This is a genomic window from Pseudomonas sp. MM213, from assembly GCF_020423045.1.
Lineage (GTDB): Bacteria > Pseudomonadota > Gammaproteobacteria > Pseudomonadales > Pseudomonadaceae > Aquipseudomonas > Aquipseudomonas migulae.
In genome coordinates, this window is the sequence record NZ_CP081943.1 from 3,269,270 (window position 1) to 3,294,718 (window position 25,449).

At 60.0% G+C, this 25,449-nt stretch carries 22 protein-coding genes; 12 read left to right on the top strand and 10 right to left on the bottom strand.

All coding sequences use genetic code 11. From position 1 onward, the window contains the following. Window positions 1–21: 21 nt before the first annotated feature. Window positions 22–915, bottom strand: a complete 894-nt coding sequence (locus K5R88_RS14825) for a LysR family transcriptional regulator ArgP (RefSeq protein ID WP_008034351.1) — start codon at window positions 913–915, stop codon at window positions 22–24. Between the two features lie 96 nt (window positions 916–1,011). On the opposite strand from K5R88_RS14825, the gene K5R88_RS14830 reads away from it, so the two are divergent. The 10 genes from K5R88_RS14830 (at window position 1,012) to K5R88_RS14875 (ending at window position 15,987) form a co-directional block, all read left to right on the top strand. After that, entirely contained in the window at window positions 1,012–1,413 is a 402-nt protein-coding gene (locus tag K5R88_RS14830; protein WP_008034352.1) for an ACT domain-containing protein, read from the top strand. Window positions 1,414–1,418: 5 nt separating this feature from the next. Next, window positions 1,419–2,021 carry a LysE/ArgO family amino acid transporter gene (locus K5R88_RS14835; protein WP_008034357.1) on the top strand — a complete coding sequence of 201 codons (603 nt, stop codon included), beginning with the start codon at window positions 1,419–1,421 and terminating at the stop codon, window positions 2,019–2,021. Between the two features lie 175 nt (window positions 2,022–2,196). Then, a complete protein-coding gene (locus K5R88_RS14840) occupies window positions 2,197–2,793 on the top strand; it encodes a superoxide dismutase (protein WP_008034365.1) in 597 nt (198 codons plus the stop codon). A gap of 1,235 nt (window positions 2,794–4,028) precedes the next feature. Further along, window positions 4,029–6,080, top strand: a complete 2,052-nt coding sequence (locus K5R88_RS14845; protein WP_207285848.1) for a putative bifunctional diguanylate cyclase/phosphodiesterase — start codon at window positions 4,029–4,031, stop codon at window positions 6,078–6,080. Between the two features lie 243 nt (window positions 6,081–6,323). Beyond that, window positions 6,324–7,673 (top strand): imelysin family protein, encoded by a 1,350-nt coding sequence (locus K5R88_RS14850; RefSeq protein ID WP_008032101.1) that lies wholly within the window; start codon window positions 6,324–6,326, stop codon window positions 7,671–7,673. Between the two features lie 290 nt (window positions 7,674–7,963). Continuing rightward, window positions 7,964–9,391, top strand: a complete 1,428-nt coding sequence (locus tag K5R88_RS14855) for a di-heme oxidoreductase family protein (protein ID WP_223555070.1) — start codon at window positions 7,964–7,966, stop codon at window positions 9,389–9,391. 25 nt (window positions 9,392–9,416) lie between these two features. Next, a complete protein-coding gene (locus tag K5R88_RS14860) occupies window positions 9,417–10,481 on the top strand; it encodes an imelysin family protein (protein ID WP_008036511.1) in 1,065 nt (354 codons plus the stop codon). Between the two features lie 14 nt (window positions 10,482–10,495). After that, on the top strand, window positions 10,496–11,593 hold the full coding sequence (locus K5R88_RS14865; protein WP_192228595.1) for a DUF1513 domain-containing protein: 1,098 nt from the start codon (window positions 10,496–10,498) through the stop codon (window positions 11,591–11,593). A 204-nt stretch (window positions 11,594–11,797) separates the two neighbouring features. Further along, a complete protein-coding gene (locus K5R88_RS14870; RefSeq protein WP_223437347.1) occupies window positions 11,798–12,946 on the top strand; it encodes an efflux RND transporter periplasmic adaptor subunit in 1,149 nt (382 codons plus the stop codon). 14 nt (window positions 12,947–12,960) lie between these two features. Beyond that, window positions 12,961–15,987, top strand: coding sequence for a multidrug efflux RND transporter permease subunit (locus K5R88_RS14875; RefSeq protein ID WP_008036474.1), 3,027 nt, complete (start codon window positions 12,961–12,963; stop codon window positions 15,985–15,987). Between the two features lie 139 nt (window positions 15,988–16,126). Here K5R88_RS14875 and K5R88_RS14880 read toward each other — a convergent pair whose 3' ends face one another. The 5 genes from K5R88_RS14880 to colR all read right to left on the bottom strand — a co-directional run bounded on the left by K5R88_RS14880 (window position 16,127) and on the right by colR (window position 19,849). Next, the gene (locus tag K5R88_RS14880) at window positions 16,127–16,354 is read right to left on the bottom strand and encodes a hypothetical protein (protein ID WP_032828991.1); all 228 of its coding nucleotides are present in this window, start codon (window positions 16,352–16,354) and stop codon (window positions 16,127–16,129) included. 2 nt (window positions 16,355–16,356) lie between these two features. Then, window positions 16,357–17,070: a lipopolysaccharide kinase InaA family protein gene (locus tag K5R88_RS14885; RefSeq protein WP_226300194.1), complete on the bottom strand. Its 714-nt coding sequence runs from the start codon at window positions 17,068–17,070 to the stop codon at window positions 16,357–16,359. A 4-nt stretch (window positions 17,071–17,074) separates the two neighbouring features. Continuing rightward, on the bottom strand, window positions 17,075–17,743 hold the full coding sequence (locus K5R88_RS14890; protein ID WP_223450288.1) for a class I SAM-dependent methyltransferase: 669 nt from the start codon (window positions 17,741–17,743) through the stop codon (window positions 17,075–17,077). Window positions 17,744–17,895: 152 nt separating this feature from the next. Then, window positions 17,896–19,176, bottom strand: coding sequence for a sensor histidine kinase (locus tag K5R88_RS14895; RefSeq protein ID WP_223450289.1), 1,281 nt, complete (start codon window positions 19,174–19,176; stop codon window positions 17,896–17,898). Continuing rightward, on the bottom strand, window positions 19,166–19,849 hold the full coding sequence (gene colR / locus K5R88_RS14900) for a two-component system response regulator ColR (protein ID WP_008032118.1): 684 nt from the start codon (window positions 19,847–19,849) through the stop codon (window positions 19,166–19,168). Before colR ends, K5R88_RS14895 begins: the two co-directional genes overlap by 11 nt. A 219-nt stretch (window positions 19,850–20,068) precedes the next feature. Between colR and K5R88_RS14905 the strand changes: the two genes are divergently transcribed. Further along, window positions 20,069–20,812 (top strand): phosphatase PAP2 family protein, encoded by a 744-nt coding sequence (locus K5R88_RS14905; protein WP_008032120.1) that lies wholly within the window; start codon window positions 20,069–20,071, stop codon window positions 20,810–20,812. A 170-nt stretch (window positions 20,813–20,982) separates the two neighbouring features. Here the strand turns inward: K5R88_RS14905 and groL are convergent, their stop codons facing one another. The 4 genes from groL to K5R88_RS14925 form a co-directional block, all read right to left on the bottom strand. Further along, window positions 20,983–22,626 carry a chaperonin GroEL gene (gene groL, locus K5R88_RS14910; RefSeq protein WP_008032122.1) on the bottom strand — a complete coding sequence of 548 codons (1,644 nt, stop codon included), beginning with the start codon at window positions 22,624–22,626 and terminating at the stop codon, window positions 20,983–20,985. Between the two features lie 49 nt (window positions 22,627–22,675). Continuing rightward, complete coding sequence (locus K5R88_RS14915; protein ID WP_008032125.1) at window positions 22,676–22,969, bottom strand: co-chaperone GroES; 294 nt, start codon at window positions 22,967–22,969, stop codon at window positions 22,676–22,678. Between the two features lie 247 nt (window positions 22,970–23,216). Beyond that, the gene (locus K5R88_RS14920) at window positions 23,217–23,693 is read right to left on the bottom strand and encodes an FxsA family protein (protein ID WP_008032127.1); all 477 of its coding nucleotides are present in this window, start codon (window positions 23,691–23,693) and stop codon (window positions 23,217–23,219) included. A 66-nt stretch (window positions 23,694–23,759) separates the two neighbouring features. Then, complete coding sequence (locus K5R88_RS14925; protein WP_226300195.1) at window positions 23,760–24,491, bottom strand: HugZ family pyridoxamine 5'-phosphate oxidase; 732 nt, start codon at window positions 24,489–24,491, stop codon at window positions 23,760–23,762. Window positions 24,492–24,655: 164 nt separating this feature from the next. On the opposite strand from K5R88_RS14925, the gene K5R88_RS14930 reads away from it, so the two are divergent. Continuing rightward, the gene (locus K5R88_RS14930) at window positions 24,656–25,414 is read left to right on the top strand and encodes an SDR family oxidoreductase (RefSeq protein WP_150709817.1); all 759 of its coding nucleotides are present in this window, start codon (window positions 24,656–24,658) and stop codon (window positions 25,412–25,414) included. Window positions 25,415–25,449 lie beyond the last annotated feature (35 nt).

The following is a 25,449-nucleotide window of genomic DNA, read 5'->3' on the forward strand; positions in this document are numbered from 1 at the left end:
GTGAGGTCTTGACGCTGCCGGTCAGGTCAACGGCACCAGCCATTGCTTCGACGAGCGCACCAATTGATCGGTCAGCAACCCCAGCAACTGACCGCCATTGCGCCAATGATGCCAGTACAGCGGCACATCGATGGGCTTATCTGGCAAAAGCTCCACCAGAACGCCGCGCTCAAGTTGCTCGCGCACCTGCAATTCCGGCACCAGTCCCCAGCCGAGACCGGCTTCCGTCAGGCGAATGAAGCCTTCGGATGACGGGCATAAATGGTGTTCGAAACCGCCGTCTACGCCGAGGGACGCGAGGTAGCGATGCTGTAGGAAATCGTCCGGCCCAAACACCAGCGCCGGCGTTTTCGACAACTGATCAGCGCGCACGCCATGCGGAAAATGCCGGGCGATGAACGCCGGGCTGGCCAGCGCGCGATAACGCATGGCGCCCAACAGGACGCTGCGCGCACCCGCCACCGGACGTTCGCTGGCACAGACGCACGCCGCCACTTCGCCTGCACGCATGCGTTTGAGGCCGACGGTCTGGTCTTCGACCACCAGGTCGAGCAGCAAATGTTGCTCGGCACAAAAGTCGCCGACCGCCTCGGCCCACCAGGTGGCGAGGCTGTCGGCGTTCAGGGCGATGCGCAGACGCTCCGGCAAGCCTTCTTCATCCAGCGCCGGCACCAGCGTTTGCAAGTCCCGCTCCAGCAAGCGCACCTGCTGCACATGGTTGAGCAAACGCCGGCCGATTTCCGTCGGCGCCGGTCGCGCCATCCGCACCAGCACCGGCTGGCCGACCCGCGCCTCCAGCAGTTTGATGCGCTGGGAGATCGCCGATTGCGACAAGCCGAGCACCTTTGCGGCACGTTCAAAACCGGCCTGCTCGATCACGGCGGCCAACGCAGAAAGCAATTTATAGTCGAACATCAGTTTTCCTAATGAGCGATCAGCATGATTGATTTTTCTTATACAGGTTAGCAGCAGAGAATGCGCGGCAAGAACTCTTGAACAAGGATTACCGACATGGCTGGCGAAACTTCACTGGCAACACTGCTACGCAGCATGAGCCCGCAACTCAACGCTGGCGAATACGTGTTCTGCACCCTGCGGGACGGTCAATTGCCATCGAACCTTGAGATTGTCGGCAGCTTTCGCGAGCAGGAAGGTCTGACGGTGATTCTGGAACGTTCCCACGCAGAACGGGCCGGTTTCAGCTTCGACTACGTCGCAGCCTGGATCACCCTCAACGTGCATTCGGCCCTGGAAGCCGTCGGCCTGACCGCCGCGTTCGCCACCGCGCTGGGCCAGGCCGGGATCAGTTGCAACGTGATCGCCGGTTACTTCCACGACCATTTATTCGTCGGCCAGGCCGATGCCGAACGCGCCCTGCAAGTGTTGCGGGATCTGGCAGCCAACGCGGAGTAAAACTTATGTGGCAAAGCTATGTGAACGGCCTGTTGGTGGCCGCGGGGCTGATCATGGCTATCGGCACTCAGAATGCGTTTGTGCTGGCCCAGAGCCTGCGACGCGAACACCACCTGCCGGTGGCGGCGCTCTGCGTGACCTGCGACGCGTTGCTGGTAGCGGCCGGTGTATTCGGTCTGGCGACCGTGCTGGCGCAAAACCCGACATTGCTGGCCATCGCTCGCTGGGGCGGTGCGGCGTTTCTGCTGTGGTACGGCAGCCTCGCGCTGCGCCGGGCCTGCTCGAAGCAAAGCCTGCAACAGGGTGAAAACCAGACGGTACGCTCACTGCGCGCGGTGATGCTCAGCGCCCTGGCGGTGACCTTGCTCAACCCGCATGTTTATCTGGATACCGTGTTGCTGATTGGCTCTCTCGGTGCGCAACAAACCGAGCCCGGGGCTTACGTTGTCGGCGCGGCCAGCGCTTCGCTGCTTTGGTTTTTCACGTTGGCGCTGGGCGCCGCATGGTTGGCGCCATGGCTGGCTCGGCCAAGCACATGGCGGATCCTTGATTTGTTGGTGGCCGTCATGATGTTCGCCGTTGCCGGCCAACTGATCATCGCTACCTGATATTCCAAATGGCTCTGGAACCTCTATTCCACACAGTTGTTGCGTGGTTATGCCGCACCCCCGGTGCTATGATCCGGTTCGATGCGCCGCAAAGAGTACAAACTCCCCGGCGCTTGTCTGGCCGCCCGTGATCGGCCTTGCGCTCACCGCAACTGACCTGATTAGGAGAATCATCATGGCTTTCGAATTGCCGCCGCTGCCTTACGCACACGATGCCCTGCAGCCGCACATTTCCAAGGAAACCTTGGAGTACCACCACGACAAGCACCACAACACCTACGTCGTGAACCTGAACAACCTGGTGCCAGGCACCGAGTTCGAAGGCAAGACCCTGGAAGAGATCGTCAAGTCTTCCTCGGGCGGTATCTTCAACAACGCCGCTCAAGTCTGGAACCACACTTTCTACTGGAACTGCCTGGCGCCAAACGCCGGCGGTCAACCAACCGGCGCACTGGCTGAAGCCATCAATGCTTCCTTCGGTTCGTTCGACAAGTTCAAGGAAGAATTCAGCAAGACTTCCATCGGCACCTTCGGTTCCGGTTGGGGCTGGCTGGTGAAAAAGGCTGACGGTTCCCTGGCCCTGGCCAGCACCATCGGCGCCGGCAACCCGCTGACCAACGGCGACACCCCGCTGCTGACCTGCGACGTCTGGGAACACGCTTACTACATCGACTACCGCAACGTTCGTCCGAAATACGTCGAAGCGTTCTGGAACCTGGTCAACTGGAAATTCGTGGCTGAGCAGTTCGAAGGCAAAACCTTCACCGCTTAAGCTCGACGCCAGTCAAAAAACCCGGCTTTTGCCGGGTTTTTTTATGGGTCTGGAAACGTACAAAGCCAGGTGTTCCCGTAGAACGGGTCGGTAGTTCTGACGCCATCGTCGGAACACCGCCCGTAGCAAGCTGGCTCCTACAAAGTCCGGGTACAGCCGTGAAAACAGGTCGGTTGTCAGGACGCCATCGCCGGCAAGCCGGCTCCTACAGGGGGTGGGTACAGCCGCGAAAGCAGGTTGGCTGTCAGGCCGCCATCGCCGGCAAGCCGGCTCCTACAGGGGGTGGGTACAGCCGCGAAAGCAGGTTGGCTGTCAGGCCGCCATCGCCGGCAAGCCGGCTCCTACAAGGTCCGGGGACAGTCGTGGAAGCAGGTTGGTTGTCAGGACGCCATCGCCAGCAAGCCGGCTCCTACAAGGTCCGGGGACAGCCGTGAAAACAGGTTGGTTGTCAGGCCGCCATCGCCGGCAAGCCGGCTCCTACAGGGGGTGGGTACAGTCGTGGAAGCAGGTTGGCTGTCAGGCCGTCATCGCCAGCAAGCCGGCTCCTACAAAAGCAGGTCGGCGCCCAGCCGCTTCTCACCACTCATCAGGCCGAGCGTTAGCTCGCCTTCAGCTTTTGATCTGAGCGCCCCTTCGGGAGGCCGAGTGGAGGTTCTGCGCAGTGGGCAGCCCGGCATGGATGCCGGGCTAGCCGCCCCCGGCCATGGATGGCCGATGGCGGCGGGCCCACGGAGCAGGACCGGAGCGAGGGAACGCCGAGCCTAAGCGAGGGGCCGGACGCTGGGGCAAGACTTTTTGGTTCCTTTTGTGGCGTTTGACAAAAGGGACTCGCCGTAAGGGCGAAACCCTAAGTGGCCGTTACCGCAGCAATGGATATGTACACCCCAAAAAAATGGTCCGCCATGACGCCGCCATCGCCGGCAAGCCGGCTCCTACAGGGAAACAAGTTGAATCCATAGAGGGCCGATTTCCGATAATGAAACCAGCCTTCCCTCCCTTGCCCCAACGCCATACCCGTCTACCATCAACCAAATGGAAAATAAGTCCAAATCCCCCTCAAGTTGAAGGACTCGACTACCGACACAGTACTAATAGGGCAAATACTCCAGGCAACAGCATTTCGGCCAACCCACAGGCAAATTCCCCTGTGTTTGATTGTCCCTTTGACTGCCATCACCGGATTGCCAATACTCATGGCAACTTGATGCTACCTGCACGGAACAAGGAATGACTCTTTGAAGCTGGAACTCAAGAACAGCTTGTCGGTGAAGTTGCTCCGGGTCGTGCTCCTGTCGGCATTGATCGTCGGCGTGGTCTTGAGCTGCGCGCAGATCGTTTTCGATGCCTATAAAACACGCCAGGCCGTGGCAGGCGATGCCCAGCGCATCCTCGACATGTTCCGCGACCCCTCGACCCAGGCCGTCTACAGCCTGGACCGGGAGATGGGCATGCAAGTGATTGAAGGCCTGTTTCAGGACGACGCCGTCCGCCAGGCCTCCATCGGCCACCCCAATGAAGCCATGCTGGCGCAAAAATCCCGCGAGTTGCAGCAATCCAACAGCCGCTGGCTGACCGACCTGATCCTCGGCAAGGAACGCACCTTCACCACTCAACTGGTGGGTCGCGGCCCGTACAGTGAGTACTACGGCGACCTGAGCATCACCCTCGACACCGCCACCTACGGACAAGGGTTCATCGTCAGCTCGGTGATCATCTTCATTTCCGGGGTATTGCGCGCCCTCGCCATGGGGCTGGTGCTGTATCTGGTCTACCACTGGCTGCTGACCAAACCGCTGTCGCGGATCATCGAGCACCTGACCGAAATCAACCCGGACCGCCCCAGCGAGCACAAGATTCCACAGCTCAGAGGCCACGAGAAAAACGAACTGGGCATCTGGATCAACACCGCCAATCAGTTGCTCGAGTCCATCGAGCGCAACACCCACCTGCGCCACGAAGCGGAAAACAGCCTGCTGCGCATGGCCCAGTACGACTTCCTCACTGGCCTGCCGAACCGCCAGCAATTGCAACAGCAACTGGACAAGATCCTCGTCGACGCTGGCAAACTGCAACGCCGGGTCGCGGTGTTGTGTGTCGGCCTCGATGACTTCAAGGGCATCAACGAACAATTCAGCTATCAGACCGGCGACCAACTGCTGCTGGCGCTGGCTGATCGCCTGCGGGGCCACAGCGGTCGCCTTGGCGCCCTCGCCCGACTGGGCGGCGATCAGTTCGCCCTGGTTCAGGCCGATATCGAACAACCCTACGAAGCCGCCGAACTGGCGCAAAGCATTCTCGATGACCTGGAAGCGGCATTCGCCCTCGATCATCAAGAGATTCGCCTGCGCGCCACCATCGGCATCACCCTGTTCCCCGAGGATGGCGACAGCACCGAGAAGCTGCTGCAAAAAGCCGAGCAGACCATGACCCTGGCCAAGACTCGCTCGCGCAACCGCTACCAGTTCTATATCGCCAGTGTCGACACCGAGATGCGTCGCCGTCGCGAACTGGAAAAGGACCTGCGCGACGCGTTGATCCGCGACCAGTTCTACCTCGTCTACCAGCCGCAGATCAGCTACCGCGATCACCGGGTGGTGGGCGTCGAAGCATTGATTCGCTGGCAACATCCCGAACACGGGCTGGTGCCGCCGGACCTGTTCATCCCGCTGGCCGAGCAGAACGGCACCATCATTGCCATTGGCGAATGGGTGCTGGATCAGGCCTGTAAACAATTGCGCGACTGGCATGACCAGGGCTTCACCGACCTGCGCATGGCGGTGAACCTGTCCACGGTGCAGTTGCACCACGCCGAGCTGCCGCGGGTGGTCAATAACCTGCTGCAAATGTACCGCCTGCCACCGCGCAGCCTGGAGCTGGAAGTCACCGAAACCGGCCTGATGGAAGACATCAGCACCGCCGCCCAGCACCTGCTGAGCCTTCGTCGCTCCGGTGCGTTGATCGCCATCGACGACTTCGGCACCGGTTACTCATCGCTGAGTTACCTGAAAAGCCTGCCGCTGGACAAGATCAAGATCGACAAGAGCTTCGTACAAGACCTGCTCGATGACGACGACGATGCAACCATCGTTCGGGCCATCATCCAGTTGGGCAAGAGCCTTGGCATGCAGGTCATTGCAGAGGGGGTGGAAACCGTCGAGCAAGAGGCCTACATCATTTCCGAAGGCTGCCACGAAGGTCAGGGCTACTTTTACAGCAAGCCACTGCCGGCGCGAGAACTGGGCGCCTATCTCAAGCAGGCCCAACGCAGTAACGCGGCTATTTTGTAGGGTTCCTGTAGGAGCGAGCCTGCTCGCGATGAACTCCAAGGCGACGCATTCTTTCAGTCTGCACGCGTTATCGTTCACGTTCATCGCGAGCAGGCTCGCTCCTACAAAGTGCAACATCCGCTATCTGAATAAGAAATATTTCCAAGAACAACTCTTTACACATAATGCGAAAGATTTGCATTATGTCGCAGTTTTGCGCGCTAGCTGCGCCATTCCACCCCCTCTCGAAGCAGGATGTTCGCCATGATTCGTATGCCTCTGGCTACCGCCAGTCTGTTGGCCATCGCTATTTCCCTCGCCGGTTGTGGCGAAGGCAAAGACAAAGCTGCCGCCCCAGCGCCTACGCCAGCCGCCACTACCACGGCCCCGGCCGCTGCGCCTGCACCAGCTGCTGCCGGCAAAGTCGACGAAGCCGCTGCCAAAGCCGTTGTCGCACATTACGCCGACATCGTCTTCGCCGTTTACAGCGATGCCGAATCCACCGCGAAAACCCTGCAAACCGCCGTCGACGCCTTCCTCGCGAAGCCGAACGCCGACACCCTGAAAGCCGCCAAGGCTGCCTGGATCGCTGCTCGCGTTCCTTACCTGCAGAGCGAAGTGTTCCGCTTCGGCAACACCATCATCGACGACTGGGAAGGTCAGGTGAACGCCTGGCCACTGGACGAAGGCCTGATCGACTACGTCGACAAATCCTACGAGCACGCACTGGGTAACCCGGGCGCGACCGCCAACATCATCGCCAACACTCAAGTTCAGGTCGGCGAAGACAAGATCGACGTCAAAGACATCACCCCGGAAAAACTCGCCAGCCTGAACGAGCTGGGTGGTTCCGAGGCCAACGTCGCCACCGGCTACCACGCCATCGAATTCCTGCTGTGGGGCCAGGACCTGAACGGCACCGGCCCTGGCGCCGGCAACCGTCCAGCCTCCGACTACCTGGAAGGCAAAGGCGCCACCGGCGGTCACAACGATCGTCGTCGCGCTTACCTGAAGTCCGTGACCCAACTGCTGGTCAGCGACCTGGAAGAAATGGTCGGTAACTGGAAGCCGAACGTGGCCGACAACTACCGCGCCACCCTGGAAGCGGAACCGGTGGATTCCGGCCTGCGCAAAATGCTGTTCGGCATGGGCAGCCTGTCCCTGGGCGAACTGGCGGGCGAGCGCATGAAGGTTTCCCTGGAAGCCAACTCCCCTGAAGACGAACACGACTGCTTCAGCGACAACACCCACAACTCGCAGTTCTACGATGCCAAAGGCATTCGTAACGTGTACCTGGGCGAATACACCCGTGTCGACGGCACCAAAATGACCGGCGCCAGCCTGTCCTCTCTGGTGGCCAAGGCTGACCCGGCGGCCGACACCGCACTGAAAGCCGACCTGGCTGCGACCGAAGCCAAGATGCAGGTCATTGTCGATCACGCCAACAAGGGTGAGCACTACGACCAGTTGATCGCTGCCGGCAACACCGCTGGCAACCAGATCGTTCGTGACGCCATCGCTTCGCTGGTCAAGCAGACCGGTTCGATCGAAGCTGCCGCTGGCAAGCTGGGCATCAGCGACCTGAACCCGGACAACGCTGATCACGAATTTTGATCAACGCTGGCTGAATAAAAAAGGCGACCTTCGGGTCGCCTTTTTCATGCCAGCCCAACACAGATCATTGTAGGAGCGAGGCTTGCCCGCGAAGACGGCATCACACACGACATCATCGTTGACTGACAAACCGCTTTCGCGGGCAAGCCTCGCTCCTACAACGATCGCATCCAACCAATGGACGCCCACCAAACCTGCGCCACATCAACCAAACGATAATTCCTCTTATTCAATCTCCCCTGCCCTGTTAGACTTTGCGCCCTTGTTTTGCTCGTCTTGCAGGATGTCTGATGCCCTCGCTGCCTCTTCGCTTGTCCGCACTGTTTCTGGCCCTGGGCCTGAGTGCCTGCGATGACGCCCCGCGTTTTACCCAGGCCGAACCCGGTGAAGCCAGGTCCGGTGGCAGCGCGACCGTGCGCAAGACCGATCAGAACGCCTTTTCCCTGCCCTCCGCCAACCTGCCGCCGTCACGGCGCGTGGACTTCAGCGTCGGCAACAGCTTCTTCCGCAACCCCTGGGTGATCGCCCCGTCGACCACCACGGCCCGCGACGGCCTCGGCCCACTGTTCAACACCAATGCTTGCCAGGGCTGCCATATCAAGGACGGTCGCGGTCACCCGCCTGCACCTGATGCATTGAATGCCGTTTCGATGCTGGTGCGCCTGTCGATACCCGATTCACCAACCTACGCCAAAATCATCGAGCAGCAAGGTGTCGTGCCCGAGCCGGTCTACGGCGGCCAGTTCCAGGACATGTCGGTGCCCGGCGTGGTTCCGGAAGGCAAGGTTCGGGTTGATTACACGCCGGTGCCGGTGCGTTTCAAGGACGGCACCGAAGTCGAGTTGCGCAAGCCGACATTGCAGATCACCCAACTCGGCTACGGCCCGATGCACCCGGACACGCGTTTCTCGGCGCGCGTCGCCCCGCCGATGATTGGCCTCGGGCTGCTCGAGGCGATCCCGGAAGAAGCGATCCTCGCCAATGCCGCCGCGCAGGCCAAAGAGAAAAACGGCATCAATGGCCGACCGAACCAGGTCTGGGATGACGCCCTGCAGAAAACCGTCCTCGGCCGATTCGGCTGGAAGGCCGGGCAACCGAACCTCAATCAACAGAATGTTCACGCGTTTTCTGGTGATATGGGCCTCACGACCAGCCTGAGGCCCTTTGATGACTGCACCGAGGCGCAAACCGCCTGCAAACAGGCGCCGAACGGCAACGGCCCGGACGGCGAACCGGAAGTCAGCGATAACATTCTGCGTCTGGTGCTGTTCTACAGCCGTAACCTTGCCGTACCGGCCCGCCGCGATGTCGGCACTCCGCAAGTGCTGGCCGGCAAGAGCCTGTTTTTCCAGGCTGGTTGCCAGTCCTGCCACACACCCAAATACACCACCGCCGCCAACGCGGCAGAACCTGAACTGGCCAATCAAGTGATTCGCCCTTACAGCGATCTGCTGCTGCACGACATGGGCGACGGCCTGGCCGACAACCGCAGTGAATTCCAGGCCAGTGGCCGCGACTGGCGCACGCCGCCGTTGTGGGGCATCGGCCTGACGCAGGCAGTCAGTGGCCACACCCAGTTCCTGCATGACGGCCGCGCCCGCAATCTGCTCGAAGCCGTGCTCTGGCATGGCGGCGAAGCAAAAGCGGCCCAGCAACAGGTTTTGTCTTTCAATGCCGAGCAGCGCGCGGCGTTGCTGGCGTTTTTGAATTCCCTTTAAACGTATTCCTTAGCGGGAGCCCTAAATGTTCCGTCCCAAGTTGTTGTTCACCAGCCTTGCCGCACTCGCCCTCGGCGCCTGCTCACCGCAGGATCCGCAGGCTGTCACGTCGGCGGCCATCGCCAAGTCGGTGATCCTGCCGACCTACACGCGCTGGGTTGAAGCCGATCGCCAGTTGGCCGTCAGTGCGCTGGCCTATTGCGAAGGCAAGGAAAACCTCGACACCGCCCGTGCCGATTTCCTGCATGCGCAGAAAGCCTGGGCCGAGCTGCAACCGTTGCTGATCGGGCCGCTGGCCGAAGGCAATCGCGCCTGGCAGGTGCAATTCTGGCCGGACAAGAAAAACCTGGTGGGCCGTCAGGTCGAGCAACTGGTGACCGCGCAACCGCAGATCGATGCCACCGCCCTGGCCAAATCCAGCGTTGTGGTGCAAGGCCTCTCGGCCTACGAATACATCCTGTTCGACAGCAAGCCTGACGTGGCCAACGAGGCGCAAAAAGCCAAGTATTGCCCTCTGCTGAAAGCCATTGGCGAGCGTCAGAAACAGCTGGCCGAAGAAATTCTGCAAACCTGGAACAACACCGACGGCATGCTCGCGCAGTTGAGCAAATTCCCGAACCAGCGCTACGCCGACTCCCACGAGGCGATTGCCGATCTGCTGCGTGTACAGGTCACCGCTCTCGACAGCCTGAAGAAAAAACTCGGCACGCCGATGGGCCGCCAGACCAAGGGTGTGCCGCAACCATTCCAGGCTGACCAGTGGCGCAGCCAGTCATCCCTGACGAGTATGGAAGCGAGCCTCGCCGCCGCCAAAACCGTGTGGGAAGGCGTCGACAACAAAGGCCTGCGTGGCTTGCTGCCAAGCGAGCAGAAACCTTTGGCCGACAAGATCGACGCCGCCTACGCCGCGTCCCTGAAACTGTTCGCCAGCAACCAGCGCTCGCTGACTGAAATGCTCAACGACGACGCCGGTCGCCAGCAGCTCAACGACATCTACGACAGCCTCAACGTCGTCCACCGCCTGCACGAAGGCGAACTGGCCAAGGCGCTGGGCATCCAACTGGGCTTCAACGCCAACGACGGTGACTGATGAGGGCGAGTGCCATGCTGCGACGACAGGCTCTGACGTTAGGTAGTTTGCTGCTGGGAGCAGTGACACTGGGCGGCTGGACGCTGTTCAAGCAAAAGGACAAGAGCCCGTTGCTGCTCTCGGCGCGGGACGATGGCGACGGCAAGCACTACGCCGTCGGTTATCGGCTGGACGGTACGCGGGTGTTCGCTACCCAGGTCGGCCAGCGTTGCCACGACATCATCAACCACCCGACGCTGCCGATCGCGCTGTTCGTCGCCCGGCGTCCGGGCACCGAAAGTTACCTGATCGACCTGCGCGACGGCACGCTGCTGCAAACCGTGGCCTCGCAACCGAACCGGCACTTCTACGGTCACGCGGTGATTCACCAGAGCGGCGACTGGCTGTACGCCACCGAGAACGACACGTCCGATCCCGGTCGCGGCTTGCTCGGCGTGTACAAGTTCGAAGGCGAGCGTCTGGTGCACAGCGGCGAGATTTCGACCCATGGCATCGGCCCGCATCAGGTGTCGTGGATGCCCGATGGCGAAACCCTGGTGGTGGCCAACGGCGGCATTCGCACCGAGGCTGAAAGCCGCGTCGAGATGAACCTCAACGCCATGGAACCAAGCCTGGTGCTGATGCAGCGCGACGGTACATTGCTGAGCAAGGAAACCCTCGCGCAACAGATGAACAGCGTGCGGCACCTGGGGATCGCCAGCGATGGCACCATCGTCGCCGGTCAGCAATTCATGGGGCCGTCCCATGAGTCGTCGGAGCTGTTGGCGATCAAGCGTCCGGGGCAACCGTTCGTGGCGTTCCCGGTGCCCGAGCATCAGTTGCAGGCCATGGGGCATTACACCGCCAGCGTCGCGGTGCACAGTGATTTGCGCCTGGTCGCGTTGACGGCGCCGCGGGGCAATCGCTTTTTCATCTGGGACATGGACAGCGGTGAAGTGCGCCTGGATGCGCCGCTTCCCGATTGCGCCGGGGTGGGTGCAGTGGCCGACGGTTTTGTCGTGACCTCGGGTCAAGGCCGATGCCGGTACTACGATTGCCGCCAGACAAACCTTGTTGCAAAACCTCTCGAACTGCCTGCGGGGCTCTGGGATAACCACCTGCACCTCATCTGACTGCCCCGCTCTTGTAGGAGCTGAGCTTGCTCGCGAAAGCGGTGTGTCAGGCACATCCATTTTGCATGTGCCGCCGCTTTCGCGAGCAAGCTCTGCTCCTACAGGTTTTGCGCCTGCCTGTGAAAAGTGGCAGTTGGAATACCCGGCACACTCGGAGTAATGTGCCCGACTGTCTCACCTGATTTTCTCCAAGGAAGTGGAAATATGCTGCGTCGCCGCATGCTGATCATGTTGGGTGTTGTTTTGCTGATCGTGCTGGTTCTGGCCGGTTACAAAGCCTTCTCCATCTACACGATGATTCAAGGCTTCGCTGTGCCGAAACCGCCGATCAGCGTCGCCGTGGCTACTGCTACCGAGCAACCGTGGCAGGAACGCCTGCCTACCGTCGGCACGCTCAAGGCGCTGCAAGGCGTGGACCTGAGCCTGGAGACCGACGGCACCGTCATCGATTTGCAGTTCGAGTCAGGGCAGAAGGTCAAGGTAGGTCAACCACTCCTGCGCCTCGACAGCGCCGTGGAAAGTGCCTTGCTGGAAACCGCCCAGGCCGACCTCGGGCTGGCCCAGCTCGATTACGGTCGCGGTAGCCAACTGGTGGGCAGCCAGGCCATTTCCAAAGGTGAGTTCGACCGACTTTCGGCGGTGCTGAAAAAAAGCAAAGCCACGGTCAATCAACTCAAGGCTGCGCTCGGCAAAAAAAGCATCGTTGCCCCCTTCAGCGGGACCATCGGCATTCGGCAGGTGGACGTTGGCGACTACCTTGCCAGCGGCACCATGATTGCCACCCTGCAAGACCTCAGCAGTCTCTACGTCGACTTTTTCGTGCCCGAACAGTCGGTGCCGAAGATCGCCATCGGCCAGCCGGTTGAAATCATCGTCGCGGCCTACCCGGCGCAGACCTTCCCCGGCACCATCAGCGCGATCAATCCGAAAATCGAGAACAGCACGCGCAACATGCAGGTCCGCGCGACCCTGGCCAACCCCGACGGCAAACTGTTACCGGGCATGTTCGCCAGCCTGCAGGTGATGCTGCCCGACCCGCAGCCGCGCATCGTCGTGCCGGAAAGCGCGATCACGTACACGCTGTACGGCAATTCGTTGTACGTGGCAACGCAGAAAAAAACCGAAGACGGCAGCGTCGAAAAAGACGACAAGGGCCAACCGATCCTGATCGCCGAACGCCGTTTCATCGAAACCGGCGAGCGACGCGATGGCCAGGTGATGATTACCAAAGGCGTGAAGAACGGCGAAAAAGTGGTCACCGCCGGCCAGATCAAACTGGACAACGGTGCGCACATTGCCATCAGCGACGACAAGACCCTGGCCGAGAAGAACAGTCAGCCACGCGCTGACTGATCAAGGAACCCCCAATGGCTTTTACCGACCCGTTCATCCGCCGCCCGGTGCTCGCCACCGTGGTCAGCCTGTTGATTGTGCTGCTGGGCTTTCAGGCCTGGAGCAAGCTGCCGCTGCGCCAATATCCGCAAATGGAAAACGCCCTGATCACGGTGACCACCGCGTACCCCGGGGCGAACGCCGAAACCATTCAGGGCTACATCACCCAACCGATGCAACAGAGCCTGGCAAGCGCCGAGGGCATCGACTACATGACCTCGGTCAGTCGCCAGAACTTCTCGGTGATCTCGATCTACGCGCGCATCGGTTCCAACAGCGACCGCTTGTTCACCGAGCTGCTGGCCAAGGCCAACGAGGTGAAAAACCAGTTGCCTCAGGACGCTGAAGACCCGGTACTGAGCAAGGAAGCCGCCGATGCGTCGGCGCTGATGTACATCAGCTTCTTCAGCAAGGAAATGAGTAACCCGCAGATTACCGATTACCTGTCGCGAGTGATTCAGCCAAAACTGGCGACCCTGCCAGGCATGGCCGAAGCCGAGATTCTCGGCAACCAGGTATTCGCCATGCGCCTGTGGCTGGACCCGGTGAAACTGGCGGGTTTCGGCCTCAGCGCCAGCGATGTGACCGATGCCGTGCGCAAGTACAACTTCCTCTCCGCCGCCGGCGAAGTGAAAGGCGAGTACGTGGTCACCAGCATCAACGCCAACACCGAGCTCAAATCCGCCGAAGCCTTCGCCGCGATTCCGCTCAAGGTCGACGGTGACAGCCGGGTGCTGCTCAGCGATGTCGCGCGGGTCGAGATGGGCGCGGAAAACTACGACACCATCAGCTCCTTCGGTGGCACGCCCTCGGTGTACATCGGCATCAAGGCAACGCCCGGCGCCAACCCGCTGGACGTGATCAAGGAAGTGCGCAAGATCATGCCGGACCTGGAAGCCCAGCTGCCGCCGAACCTCAAGGGTGAAATTGCCTACGACGCCACGCTGTTCATCCAGGCCTCGATCGACGAAGTGGTGAAAACCCTGTTCGAAGCGGTGTTGATCGTGATCGTCGTGGTGTTTCTGTTCCTCGGTGCGCTGCGTTCGGTGGTGATCCCGGTGGTGACCATTCCGTTGTCGATGATCGGCGTGATGTTCTTCATGCAGATGATGGGCTACTCGATCAACCTGCTGACCCTGCTGGCGATGGTATTGGCCATTGGCCTGGTGGTGGACGACGCCATCGTGGTGGTGGAAAACATCCACCGCCACATCGAAGAAGGCAAGACGCCGCTGGACGCCGCCATTGAGGGCGCCCGGGAAATCGCCATGCCGGTGGTCTCGATGACCATCACCCTGGCGGCGGTCTACGCACCGATCGGCTTCCTGACCGGCCTCACCGGGGCGCTGTTCAAGGAGTTCGCCCTGACGCTGGCCGGTGCGGTGGTGATCTCCGGCATCGTCGCCCTGACGTTGTCGCCGATGATGTGCGCCTTTCTGCTGCGTCACGACGAAAACCCCAGCGGCCTCGCTCATCGGCTGGACCTGATTTTCGAAGGCCTCAAGCGCCGCTACCAGCGCATGCTGCACGGCACGCTCAACACGCGGCCGGTGGTGCTGGTGTTCGCGGTGATCGTGCTGTGCCTGATTCCGGTGCTGCTCAACTTCACCAAATCGGAACTGGCACCGGACGAGGACCAGGGCGTCATTTTCATGCTGGCCAGCGCCCCGCAACCGACCAACCTTGATTACCTGAACACCTACACCGACGAGTTCGTCAGCATCTTCAAGGCGTTTCCCGAGTACTACTCCTCGTTCCAGATCAACGGCTTCAACGGCGTGCAATCGGGGATTGGCGGTTTCCTGCTCAAACCGTGGAACGAGCGTGAGCGCACGCAAATGCAGATCCTGCCTGCGGTCCAGAGCAAACTGGAAAGCATTCCAGGGTTGCAGATTTTCGGCTTCAACCTGCCTTCCCTGCCGGGAACCGGCGAAGGGCTGCCGTTTCAATTCGTCGTCAATACCGCCAACAATTACGAGTCGTTGCTGCAAGTGATGGACCGGGTGAAAAAACGCGCGATGGAGTCCGGCAAGTTTGCCTTCGTCGACGTTGACCTGGCCTTTGACAAACCCGAAGTCGTGGTCGATATCGATCGGGCGAAGGCTGCGCAGATGGGCGTGTCCATGCAGGATCTGGGCGGCACGCTGGCGACGTTGCTGGGCGAGGCGGAGATCAACCGGTTCACCATTGAAGGTCGCAGCTACAAAGTCATCGCGCAGGTCGAACGGCCCTTCCGGGACAACCCCGACTGGCTGAACAACTATTACGTGAAGAACACCAAGGGCGAACTGCTGGCCCTGTCGACCCTGATTACCGTGACCGACCGGGCACGCCCACGGCAACTGAATCAGTTCCAGCAGCTCAACTCGGCGATCCTGTCCGGGGTCCCGCTGGTGAGCATGGGTGAAGCCCTCGACGCGGTGCGTCAGATTGCCCGGGAAGAGGCACCCGCAGGTTTTGCCGTCGACTATGCCGGTGCATCGCGGCAGTACGTGCAGGAAGGCAGTGCGCTGTGGGTCACTTTTGCCTTGGCATTGGCGATCATTTTCCTGGTGCTGGCGGCGCAGTTCGAAAGCTTCCGCGATCCGCTGGTGATTCTGGTGACCGTGCCGCTGTCGATCTGCGGCGCACTGATTCCGCTGTTCCTCGGCTGGTCGAGCATGAACATCTACACCCAGGTCGGGCTGGTGACGTTGATCGGATTGATCAGCAAGCATGGGATTCTGATCGTCGAGTTCGCCAACCAGTTGCGCAAGGACAAGGGCCTGACGCCGCGCGAAGCGGTTGAGGAAGCAGCGGCCATTCGTCTGCGTCCGGTGCTGATGACCACCGCGGCAATGGTATTTGGCATGGTGCCGTTGATCATCGCCACAGGCGCGGGCGCTGTCAGCCGGTTCGACATCGGCACAGTGATCGCCACGGGGATGTCGATCGGGACGTTGTTTACGCTGTTTGTGCTGCCGTGCGTGTACACGTTGCTGGCTAAACCCGATAAACCATAAAAAGCTGTGTAGGAGCGAGGCTTGCCCGCGAAAGCGGTGTGTCAGGCACGACGCCTTCGCGGGCAAGCCTCGCTCCTACAATAACGGGCATAAAAAAGGCCTCGCATTTGCGAGGCCTTTTATTTGGGCTTCAATCTGGTCAACTCTGCGGCCTCAGTCCTTGAGAAAGTCCGAACATGAACAGCAATAAATCATGATCGGGTTGGGTTGCAACGGTCGCCTTCGCAACCCGTGGCATCGGACAACGCGCGTCCCCGTTCACTGAACCGAGGACCTGCGTGCGGGGCTGCTCCCAAGCCGCCACCGCCAGTGAAGCAACTGCCAAGGCTCCTATCAAGAACAAACCTCTAGCAATTTCGAGTTTCATTGCTATAAACCTTTGATAGCGCTGCCAAACGCCATCTCATAAAGGTAGACGAGATTTTTCCAGTCCGTATCGCTGAACGACGAGTGGCGGCGCAGTTGCCGCATGTCATGGGTAGCGGCGCGACGGGCGGTCAAACGTTTCCGGCTCTTCTCCAGATCGAGCATGGCAATCTCGACGCTGGCGGCCTCGCCCTCGCCAGTGACGCGTACGAATACGTGCTTCATATAGAGGCAGCCGTGCTGCCAGCGGCCCTTGTGCATGCGAGCCAGATTCTCGGCCAGATCCTTCAGGACCCGATCATGCACCGCCTCGCCATGACGCTCGCGACCACCGCCTGCATACCAGTGTTCGATTTCTTCGAAACCGTCCAGTGCCTTGGTCACCAGCAATGCGCGCCACTTGTGAACCGGGTCATGCTGCGCACCGCAGAAAACGATTTCCGGAACGCGCACGTCGATCAGGCGCATGCCCATGAGCGCATCTCGCTCACGCAACACCGTCGGCCGACCGAAAGGATGCAGCCAACTCCGATAGGTATGTCCGGTCTGACGTTTGACGTAGAGCAGTTGTCCCTTGCTGCTCTTGATACGCTGCACACCACTTTCGCCGCCGCGACGGACGTTGGGTTCTTCAACCCATTCACCGCGCTGATTCCAGAAATAGTCAAAGCGGTCTTGGGAAGCGACGTCCGTTTCTGCTGCACACTGCACTGCCATTGAGTTACCTCTTGCGTAATACATAAACCCGCCACATGGCATAGAGCGGTAAAAAGTCCAGTTGTTCCTGGATTCGAAAACCAGCCTGCTCGAACTCCTTTTCGACCGTAGCCGCCGGTAACACAAATCGGTTTTGGTAACCGAGATGCCCACGTGTTTTTTCAAGCCGCCTGCGTTTCCAGGCTTTGAAGTTGCCGTCTACCCACAACGAAATAATCACGCTGTCACGCGTGACGCGTTCGAACTCACGCAGAATGGCCAGTCGATGCTCGGCTTCACCGATGTGGTGCAGCAAGCGCATACAAAAAATGCTGTCGACGGCGTTATCAGGCAAGGCAATGTCGAACGCAGATGTGTGCAAGGGTTGTACCCGTTTCACCACATCGGCCGGTTGCGCCTTCAAAGCGATCTTCAGCATGGACTCGGAGTTGTCCGCACCGATAATCACCCGATTGGCTTTTTCCGCCAGTAGTGGCCAGAAGCGCCCGGCACCGCAGGGTAAATCGAGAACCAGGCCAGGTTCACCAGCCAGTGTCAAAGCCTTGCGCGCCAGTTGCTCGTCACGCCAATGGGACAGTCGGCGACCGAGTCCGTCCTGATGTTTGCGCAGGTATTTCTGAGCGTGTTGATCGTCGTATTTTTCGGAAAAATCAAGTTTGATCGGGCCAGCCATCACGAAGGGCTCCTGCGTTTCTGATGACCACTACCCTAAGGAATGGTGTGTCAGCGCCAGGTCATGCCTTCGTGAAAAAATCGTGGTGTAAAACCCCGATTTATTTCGAGGTTTTACAGGTTGACGGCAGTGGCCGAGGGCCACCAACAAAATCAACTATCGCGCTGACTCAACGTCACCTGAAAACGACAGCCATTGGGCTCCATGTTCGTCAGGCTGACATTCCACCCCTGGTTCTCACAGATCCGCTGCACCAGCGACAGGCCCAACCCCAGGCCTTCACCACGTTTCTCGTTGCCACGCACGAACGGCTCGAACATCGCCTCGCGTTTCTCCTCGGGAATGCCTACACCACTGTCCTCGACCGTGAAACCGGCAGTCGTCAGCGTCAAACGGATGAAGCCCCGTTCGGTGTAATGCAGCGCGTTACGCAACAGGTTACCCATGACTGCGTGCAACAGGGTTGCGTTGTAGCAAGTGCTGGCCGGATTGCCCGGTTCAAATATCAGCGACAGCCCTTTTGCCTCGATCGGTTCTCGCCACAAACTGAGCAGCCCGCCGGCGACCTGGCTCAAGGACTGCTGCGGCGCCATGCTGGCGTCTTCATGTTGGGCGCGGGCCAGCATCAGGAAGGTTTGCACCAGCTCACGCATCTCTTCGCAGGCGCGGGCGATTCGTTCAACCTGAGCCCGCCCCCGCTGATCGATGCCGGGGTTTTCCAGCAACAGCTCACAGGAACTGGCCAGCACCATCAACGGCGTGCGCAATTCGTGGCTGACGTCGCTGGTGAACAATCGCTCCCGGGTCAATGCCTGCCGCAAGCGCCCGAGGGTGGCGTCGAAGGCTACCGCCAGCTCGCCCACTTCATCAGCGGCGTAGTCCGGTGCCAACGGGGGCGCCAGCCCCAGGAGCTGATCGCGGTGACGCACCTGCCGAGCGAGGCGCACCACCGGCGCCATCACTTTGCGCGCGAGGACCCAACCGAGGAACACCGCCAACGCCAGGCTCAGGACGAAGCCCACCAGCACCACCGCGAACAGCACCCGCTCGCGCTCTTCGAAATCACTCTGGTCTTGCAGCAGCACATAATGCCGGCCATCGACGACTTCGACCATCGCGTGATACGACAGCTGCTCCCGGAACACCTCGTGAAAACCCGGCTCCAGATGACGCAAATCCTTGGGCAACTCGAAATCGCCCGGCCCGCCGCTGAAATAGAACAGCTGGTCTGGTTCGGGGCGATGGCTCCAGTCCGAGACACTGTCCATCAACAACAGGCGTTGCAGATCGCCACCCAGACCTGCCGAAATCAGTTTTTCTTCCACCAGGTGCACGGTTGCCACAATGCCCATGGCGAAGGCGCCTGCCACCAATGCGCTCATCAGCGCAAAGGCGATGATGATCCGTTGAGCAAGGCTCTGTTTAAACTCCATCACGGCCCTCGGCCAAGCGATAACCCACACCGTGTACGGTTTGCAGCAACGGCTTGGCGAACGGCTTGTCGATCACCTGACGCAATTGGTGGACGTGGCTGCGCAGGCTGTCGCTGTCCGGGCAGTCATCGCCCCACAGGGCCTCTTCGAGAATTTCCCGGCGCAAGACGTGCGGGCTTTTCTGCATCAGCACGGCCAACAGTTTCAGGCCGACCGGGTTGAGTTTCAGCAAGCGCCCTTCGCGGGTGACTTCCAGGGTATCGAGGTCGTAGCTCAGATCGCCGACTTGCAGGGTACGACGACCGCCGCCCTGCGCCCGGCGCATCACCGCTTCGATCCGCGCGGCCAGTTCAGACAGGGCGAAAGGTTTGATCAGGTAATCATCGGCCCCGGACTTGAAGCCTTGCAGCCGGTCGTCCAGTTGATCGCGAGCGGTCAGCATGATCACCGGGGTGTCACGGCGAGCGTCTTCGCGCAGGCGTTTGCACAGGGTATAGCCGTCGATGCCGGGCAACATGATGTCGAGCACGATCAAGTCGTAGTGCTCGGTGGCTGCCAGGTGCAGGCCAGACAAACCGTCCTGCGCGCAATCCACGGTGTAGCCTTTGAGCCCCAGGTAATCGGCCAGATTGGCCAGGATATCGCGGTTGTCTTCAACCAATAGAATTCGCATGGGCACCTCCTCCGTACACAGTAACGGCCGTCTTGGCCCGCGCAGCTTAAGGCCTGGCGTGGCGCAGAGCCAGAACTGTGTGCAGTGGCCAAACCCATTGATAAACCCGGTGTGACGTTGACGATTTTTTCACTATCGGTTCACACGGCAGCGACAGAAACAGGCCCAAACTCCGCGCGGCTGCGCTCTCAAGAACATTTAACCGACCAAGGAACTGCCATGGTTTCGACCACTGCCCGCCCCGCCTCTCGCCCTCTGAACTTCTGGGTGTGCCTGGGTGTTCCCGCCGTTGCGGCGATCATTCTGGTGCTGCTCGAACTGACGTCCGTGGACATGGACCTGGCGAGGATGTTCTACGACCCGGCTGCGGGGGATTTCATCGGACGGCACAGTTACTTCCTCGAAAACATCCTGCATGACCGCGCCAAACAAGTGGTCATCGCGTTTTCAGTGTTGGCCATCTTCGGCTTCATCGGCGCTTTTTTCATCGACCGGCTCAAACCGTTCAAACGGGAACTGGGCTGCCTGGTGCTGTCCCTGGGCCTGGCGACCTCTTTTGTCACGCCCGTCAAAGCGGTGACCGCGGTTCAATGCCCATGGAGCCTGGAGCAATTCGGCGGTCATGAAACCTACAGTGAACTGCTCAGCCCGCGCCCACCTACCGAAAAACCCGGCCGTTGCTGGCCGGGTGGTCATGCCGCCACCGGTTTCACGTTGTTTGCGCTGTTTTTCGTGCTGCGCGACCGACGTCCGCGTCTGGCGCGCAAGGCGCTGGTGTTCGCGTTTGCGCTGGGCACGGTGTTTTCCATCGGCCGGATGCTGCAGGGCGCGCATTTTTTCTCGCACAACGTGTGGACAGCGATTTTCTGCTGGCTGATTTGTCTGGGGTCGTATTACTACATCCTTTATCGACCTGCGTTGAAGGCTGATCGAGTAACCAAGGCAGAACCTGTCAGCGTCTGATCTGACGCCTTCGCGGGCAAGCCTCGCTCCTACAGGTCTAGCGCAATCCTTGTAGGAGCGTGGCTTGCCCGCGAAAGCCGCGACTCGGTCTCCCGACATACCAAATCGAGGCAATAAAAAACCCCGCCTGCTTTCGCAGGCGGGGTTTTTTCGTACGGGGTAAGGCTGGCTTACATCATGCCGCCCATGCCGCCCATACCGCCCATGTCTGGCATGCCGCCGCCAGCTGGTGCGTCTTCCTTGATCTCGGCGATCATGGCTTCGGTGGTGATCATCAGGCTGGCAATCGACGAAGCCGCTTGCAGAGCCGAACGAGTCACTTTGGCCGGGTCCAGGATACCCATTTCGATCATGTCGCCGTATTCGCCGGTGGCAGCGTTGTAACCGTAGTTACCCGAACCCTGCTTGACCTTGTCCACAACTACGCTTGGCTCGTCGCCGGAGTTGGCAACGATCTGGCGCAGTGGAGCTTCAACAGCGCGACGCAGCAACTGGATGCCAACGTTCTGGTCATCGTTGTCGCCTTTCAGCTCGGAGATAGCCTGCAGAGCGCGAACCAGTGCCACGCCGCCGCCAGGTACCACGCCTTCTTCAACGGCTGCACGGGTAGCGTGCAGGGCGTCTTCAACGCGGGCTTTCTTCTCTTTCATTTCAACTTCGGAACCAGCGCCAACCTTGATCACTGCAACGCCGCCGGACAGCTTGGCCAGACGCTCTTGCAGTTTTTCACGGTCGTAGTCGGACGAAGTGTCGGCCACTTGCTGACGGATCTGCAGAACGCGAGCCTGGATGTCAGCCTCAACGCCGGCACCGTCGATCACGGTGGTGTTTTCTTTGGACAGGATCACGCGCTTGGCATTACCCAGGTGTTCCAGGGTAGTGCTTTCCAGGCTCAGACCGATCTCTTCGGAGATAACGGTACCGCCAGTCAGAACAGCGATGTCCTGCAGCATGGCCTTGCGACGGTCGCCGAAGCCTGGAGCCTTGACGGCTGCGACTTTGACGATGCCACGCATGTTGTTCACAACCAGAGTCGCCAGGGCTTCGCCTTCAACGTCTTCGGCCACGATCAGCAGTGGACGGCCGGCTTTGGCAACGGCTTCCAGTACTGGCAGCATTTCGCGGATGTTCGAGATCTTTTTGTCGACCAGCAGGATCAGCGGACCGTCCAGCTCGGCAGTCATGGTCTCTGGCTTGTTGACGAAGTACGGGGACAGGTAGCCACGGTCGAACTGCATGCCTTCAACAACCGACAGTTCGTTTTCCAGGCCCGAGCCTTCTTCAACGGTGATCACGCCTTCTTTACCGACTTTTTCCATGGCTTCGGCAATGATGTCGCCGATGGAGTTGTCGGAGTTGGCCGAGATGGTGCCGACCTGAGCGATTGCCTTGGTGTCAGCGCATGGCTTGGACAGGGCTTTCAGCTCTTTGACGATCGCGATGGTCGCTTTGTCGATACCGCGCTTGAGGTCCATCGGGTTCATGCCGGCAGCGACGGCTTTCAGGCCTTCGTTGACGATCGATTGAGCCAGAACGGTAGCGGTGGTGGTGCCGTCGCCTGCGTCATCGTTGGCACGGGAGGCAACGTCTTTGACCAGCTGCGCGCCCATGTTTTCGAAGCGATCTTTCAGCTCGATTTCTTTGGCAACGGACACGCCGTCCTTGGTGATGGTCGGAGCGCCGAAGCTCTTCTCGATGATCACGTTACGGCCTTTAGGGCCCAGGGTCGCTTTTACTGCGTCAGCCAGGACGTTTACACCGGCGAGCATTTTCTTGCGGGCGGAGTCGCCGAATTTAACTTCTTTAGCAGCCATGATCGATATTCCTTAAATACTTTGTAGTAGCGGGAAAATGAGCGGGGAATCAGCCTTCGATAACAGCGAGAATCTCGTTCTCAGCCATTACCAACAGGTCTTCGCCGTCGACTTTCACGGTGTTGCTGCCGGAGTACGGGCCGAACACAACCTTGTCACCCACTTTCACGGCCAGCGCACGCACTTCACCGTTGTCCAGCACGCGGCCGGTACCTACAGCGAGCACTTCGCCGCTGTTGGCTTTTTCAGCAGCCGAACCTGGCAGGACGATACCGCCAGCGGTTTTCTTTTCTTCTTCGCTGCGACGGATGACGACGCGGTCATGCAGAGGACGAAGCTTCATTGTCGATCTCTCCTAATTGTGGTTTTCATCGGCCGGTGTAGTCCCGGCGGGTTTAACAAATCCGGCGGTGCCGGGTGCGGTTCGTCAAGCGAACCGCGGAAGTCTGTCTGGCGTGATTGCCAGAAACCTTGCGGTGACCGTTACATAAGGGCGCATAAGCTTATTACAAGGGCGCGGATCGAAATTTTTTACGTTGATGCCCCGAAAATGAACACGGCACCCGAAGGTGCCGTGCAGGTGAAACGATTTACTTGGAATCGCGGTGTTCGAACTCGCCTTCGATCACGTTCGGCTCTCGGCCCAACGGCTCGCGCGGGGCAGGACCGCCACGCGGCTGAAGATCATCGGCGAACGCACGCTGACGGATCGCCGCCTCTTCGGCGCGCTGGCGCATTTTATTGGCCAGCAGTCGACGGGAGATCGGCAGCAGCATGATCAGGCCCAGCACGTCGGTGACGAAGCCCGGCAGAATCAACAGACCACCGGCCAGGGCCAGCATCAGACCTTCGAGCATGGTCTGGGCTGGCAGTTCGCCGCGGTTCAGACTTTCACGCGCACGCAGCGCAGTTGCCAGGCCGGCGATGCGCAGCACGAACACGCCGAGCATCGAGCCGAGAATGACCAGCAGCAGCGCCGGGAAAAACCCGATCGCACCGCTGACCTTGACGAATACGAACAGCTCCAACACCGGAAACAGTACAAAGAGCAATAAAAAAGGGCGCATCAAATGGTTCCTCAACGCAAGAATGCCTTGCCAGTCTTCCCTAGATGACGTCGCCCTTTCGTGAATTCAAGCGCCGGCTACTTCATTTTTCGGCCAATGTTCGGCGTGAGCCAGGAAAACCAAGGCCTCCCGAACTTGTGTCGGCGTATTACACGGGGCTTGAAACGGTAGCCAGTACAGCGCCTGACCAATGCGCAGGTGCATGCCTTCAGTGTCGATCCCGGCCAGTTGCGCCGGCTCGGTTTTCGGCAGCCCCGCCAGTTCGACGTAGTGGGCGATGGCTTTGGCGTGATCGGCGTTCATGTGCTCGACCATGCTCACCTCGGCCTTGCCGGCGAACGGATTGGCCAACGTCAGTTGATCGACCCAATGAATCGCGCCGAAGCCGCCGATGTAGCGATGACGCACGGGTTTGAGCACCCAGAAATCGAAATCGTGGGCCTTGTGATAATTCTGCGAATCCGAGAAGTAACGGTAGTAGCGCTCGGCGGCCACTTCAATCGCAGCCGCGTCCTCGAGTTTTTCCGCTTCGGCGAGGTACGTCAGCCGGCCGACCGCTTGCACGTCCTCGGCCCCGCGCTCACCGACGAACAGCGAACACTTCGGGTCTTTCTGCAGATTGTGGGTGTGCTGGGCGATGCGGCTGATCAGGATCAGCGGCCGGCCCTGCTCGTCCAGACAGTAAGGAACCACGGAGCCAAACGGGAAACCGGGCATCGCCTTGGAGTGCGTCGACAGCACTCCGCGGTATTCCTTGAGAAGCAATTCTCGGGCATTCTTGGCCGCTTCAACGCTCAATTTATGACTCCTTATATAGAATCCGTCGAAAAAACGGACAGGCGACTGCTGAAAGTTCCAGCCCGCCATCGGGGCAGTTCTCATGTGCAACCAGGCCACATCAGGTGCAGATCGAGAGGCTCTCTAGAAGGAAGACCACTCCAACCTGCAACTGGGGCACGCGAATGCAACTCACTGACAAAGTAATCATTATCACTGGCGGTTGCCAGGGTTTAGGCCGTTCGATGGCCGAGTATTTCGCCGGCAAAGGCGCGAAGCTTGCGCTGGTTGACCTGAACCAGGAAAAGCTCGATGACGCCGTTGCCGCGTGCAAGGCCAAGGGCGTCGAGGCCCGCGCCTACCTGTGCAACGTGGCCAATGAAGAGCAAGTGACGCACATGGTCGCCCAGGTGGCCGAAGATTTCGGCGCGATCCATGGCTTGATCAACAACGCAGGGATCCTGCGTGACGGGCTGCTGTTGAAGGTCAAGGACGGCGAGATGACCAAGATGAGCCTGGCCCAATGGCAAGCAGTCATCGACGTCAACCTGACCGGCGTGTTCCTGTGCACCCGCGAAGTCGCGGCGAAAATGGTCGAGCTGAAGAATAGCGGCGCGATCATCAACATCTCGTCGATCTCCCGCGCCGGCAACGTCGGCCAGACCAACTACTCGGCGGCCAAGGCCGGGGTTGCGGCGGCGACTGTCACGTGGGCAAAGGAATTGGCGCGTTACGGCATCCGCGTGGCGGGCATTGCACCGGGCTTTATCGAGACCGAGATGACGCTGGGCATGAAGCCTGAAGCGCTGGAAAAAATGACGTCCGGGATTCCGCTCAAGCGCATGGGCAAGCCGGAAGAGATCGCCCATTCGGCGGCGTACATTTTCGAGAACGACTACTACACCGGCCGGATTCTGGAAATGGATGGCGGGTTGCGGATCTGACCAACACCGCAAACCAATGTGGGAGCGAGCCTGCT

What these genes read in the sequence shown, in the direction of transcription:
- K5R88_RS14825 (WP_008034351.1), bottom strand. Translation starts at nt 915, where the DNA reads ATGTTCGACTATAAATTGCTTTCTGCGTTGGCCGCCGTGATCGAGCAG.
- K5R88_RS14840 (WP_008034365.1), top strand. Translation starts at nt 2,197, where the DNA reads ATGGCTTTCGAATTGCCGCCGCTGCCTTACGCACACGATGCCCTGCAG.
- K5R88_RS14870 (WP_223437347.1), top strand. Translation starts at nt 11,798, where the DNA reads ATGCTGCGTCGCCGCATGCTGATCATGTTGGGTGTTGTTTTGCTGATC.
- K5R88_RS14830 (WP_008034352.1), top strand. Translation starts at nt 1,012, where the DNA reads ATGGCTGGCGAAACTTCACTGGCAACACTGCTACGCAGCATGAGCCCG.
- K5R88_RS14850 (WP_008032101.1), top strand. Translation starts at nt 6,324, where the DNA reads ATGATTCGTATGCCTCTGGCTACCGCCAGTCTGTTGGCCATCGCTATT.
- K5R88_RS14875 (WP_008036474.1), top strand. Translation starts at nt 12,961, where the DNA reads ATGGCTTTTACCGACCCGTTCATCCGCCGCCCGGTGCTCGCCACCGTG.
- K5R88_RS14865 (WP_192228595.1), top strand. Translation starts at nt 10,496, where the DNA reads ATGCTGCGACGACAGGCTCTGACGTTAGGTAGTTTGCTGCTGGGAGCA.
- K5R88_RS14915 (WP_008032125.1), bottom strand. Translation starts at nt 22,969, where the DNA reads ATGAAGCTTCGTCCTCTGCATGACCGCGTCGTCATCCGTCGCAGCGAA.
- K5R88_RS14890 (WP_223450288.1), bottom strand. Translation starts at nt 17,743, where the DNA reads ATGGCTGGCCCGATCAAACTTGATTTTTCCGAAAAATACGACGATCAA.
- K5R88_RS14855 (WP_223555070.1), top strand. Translation starts at nt 7,964, where the DNA reads ATGCCCTCGCTGCCTCTTCGCTTGTCCGCACTGTTTCTGGCCCTGGGC.
- groL (WP_008032122.1), bottom strand. Translation starts at nt 22,626, where the DNA reads ATGGCTGCTAAAGAAGTTAAATTCGGCGACTCCGCCCGCAAGAAAATG.
- K5R88_RS14905 (WP_008032120.1), top strand. Translation starts at nt 20,069, where the DNA reads ATGGTTTCGACCACTGCCCGCCCCGCCTCTCGCCCTCTGAACTTCTGG.
- K5R88_RS14930 (WP_150709817.1), top strand. Translation starts at nt 24,656, where the DNA reads ATGCAACTCACTGACAAAGTAATCATTATCACTGGCGGTTGCCAGGGT.
- K5R88_RS14895 (WP_223450289.1), bottom strand. Translation starts at nt 19,176, where the DNA reads ATGGAGTTTAAACAGAGCCTTGCTCAACGGATCATCATCGCCTTTGCG.
- K5R88_RS14835 (WP_008034357.1), top strand. Translation starts at nt 1,419, where the DNA reads ATGTGGCAAAGCTATGTGAACGGCCTGTTGGTGGCCGCGGGGCTGATC.
- K5R88_RS14860 (WP_008036511.1), top strand. Translation starts at nt 9,417, where the DNA reads ATGTTCCGTCCCAAGTTGTTGTTCACCAGCCTTGCCGCACTCGCCCTC.
- K5R88_RS14920 (WP_008032127.1), bottom strand. Translation starts at nt 23,693, where the DNA reads ATGCGCCCTTTTTTATTGCTCTTTGTACTGTTTCCGGTGTTGGAGCTG.
- K5R88_RS14880 (WP_032828991.1), bottom strand. Translation starts at nt 16,354, where the DNA reads ATGAAACTCGAAATTGCTAGAGGTTTGTTCTTGATAGGAGCCTTGGCA.
- colR (WP_008032118.1), bottom strand. Translation starts at nt 19,849, where the DNA reads ATGCGAATTCTATTGGTTGAAGACAACCGCGATATCCTGGCCAATCTG.
- K5R88_RS14885 (WP_226300194.1), bottom strand. Translation starts at nt 17,070, where the DNA reads ATGGCAGTGCAGTGTGCAGCAGAAACGGACGTCGCTTCCCAAGACCGC.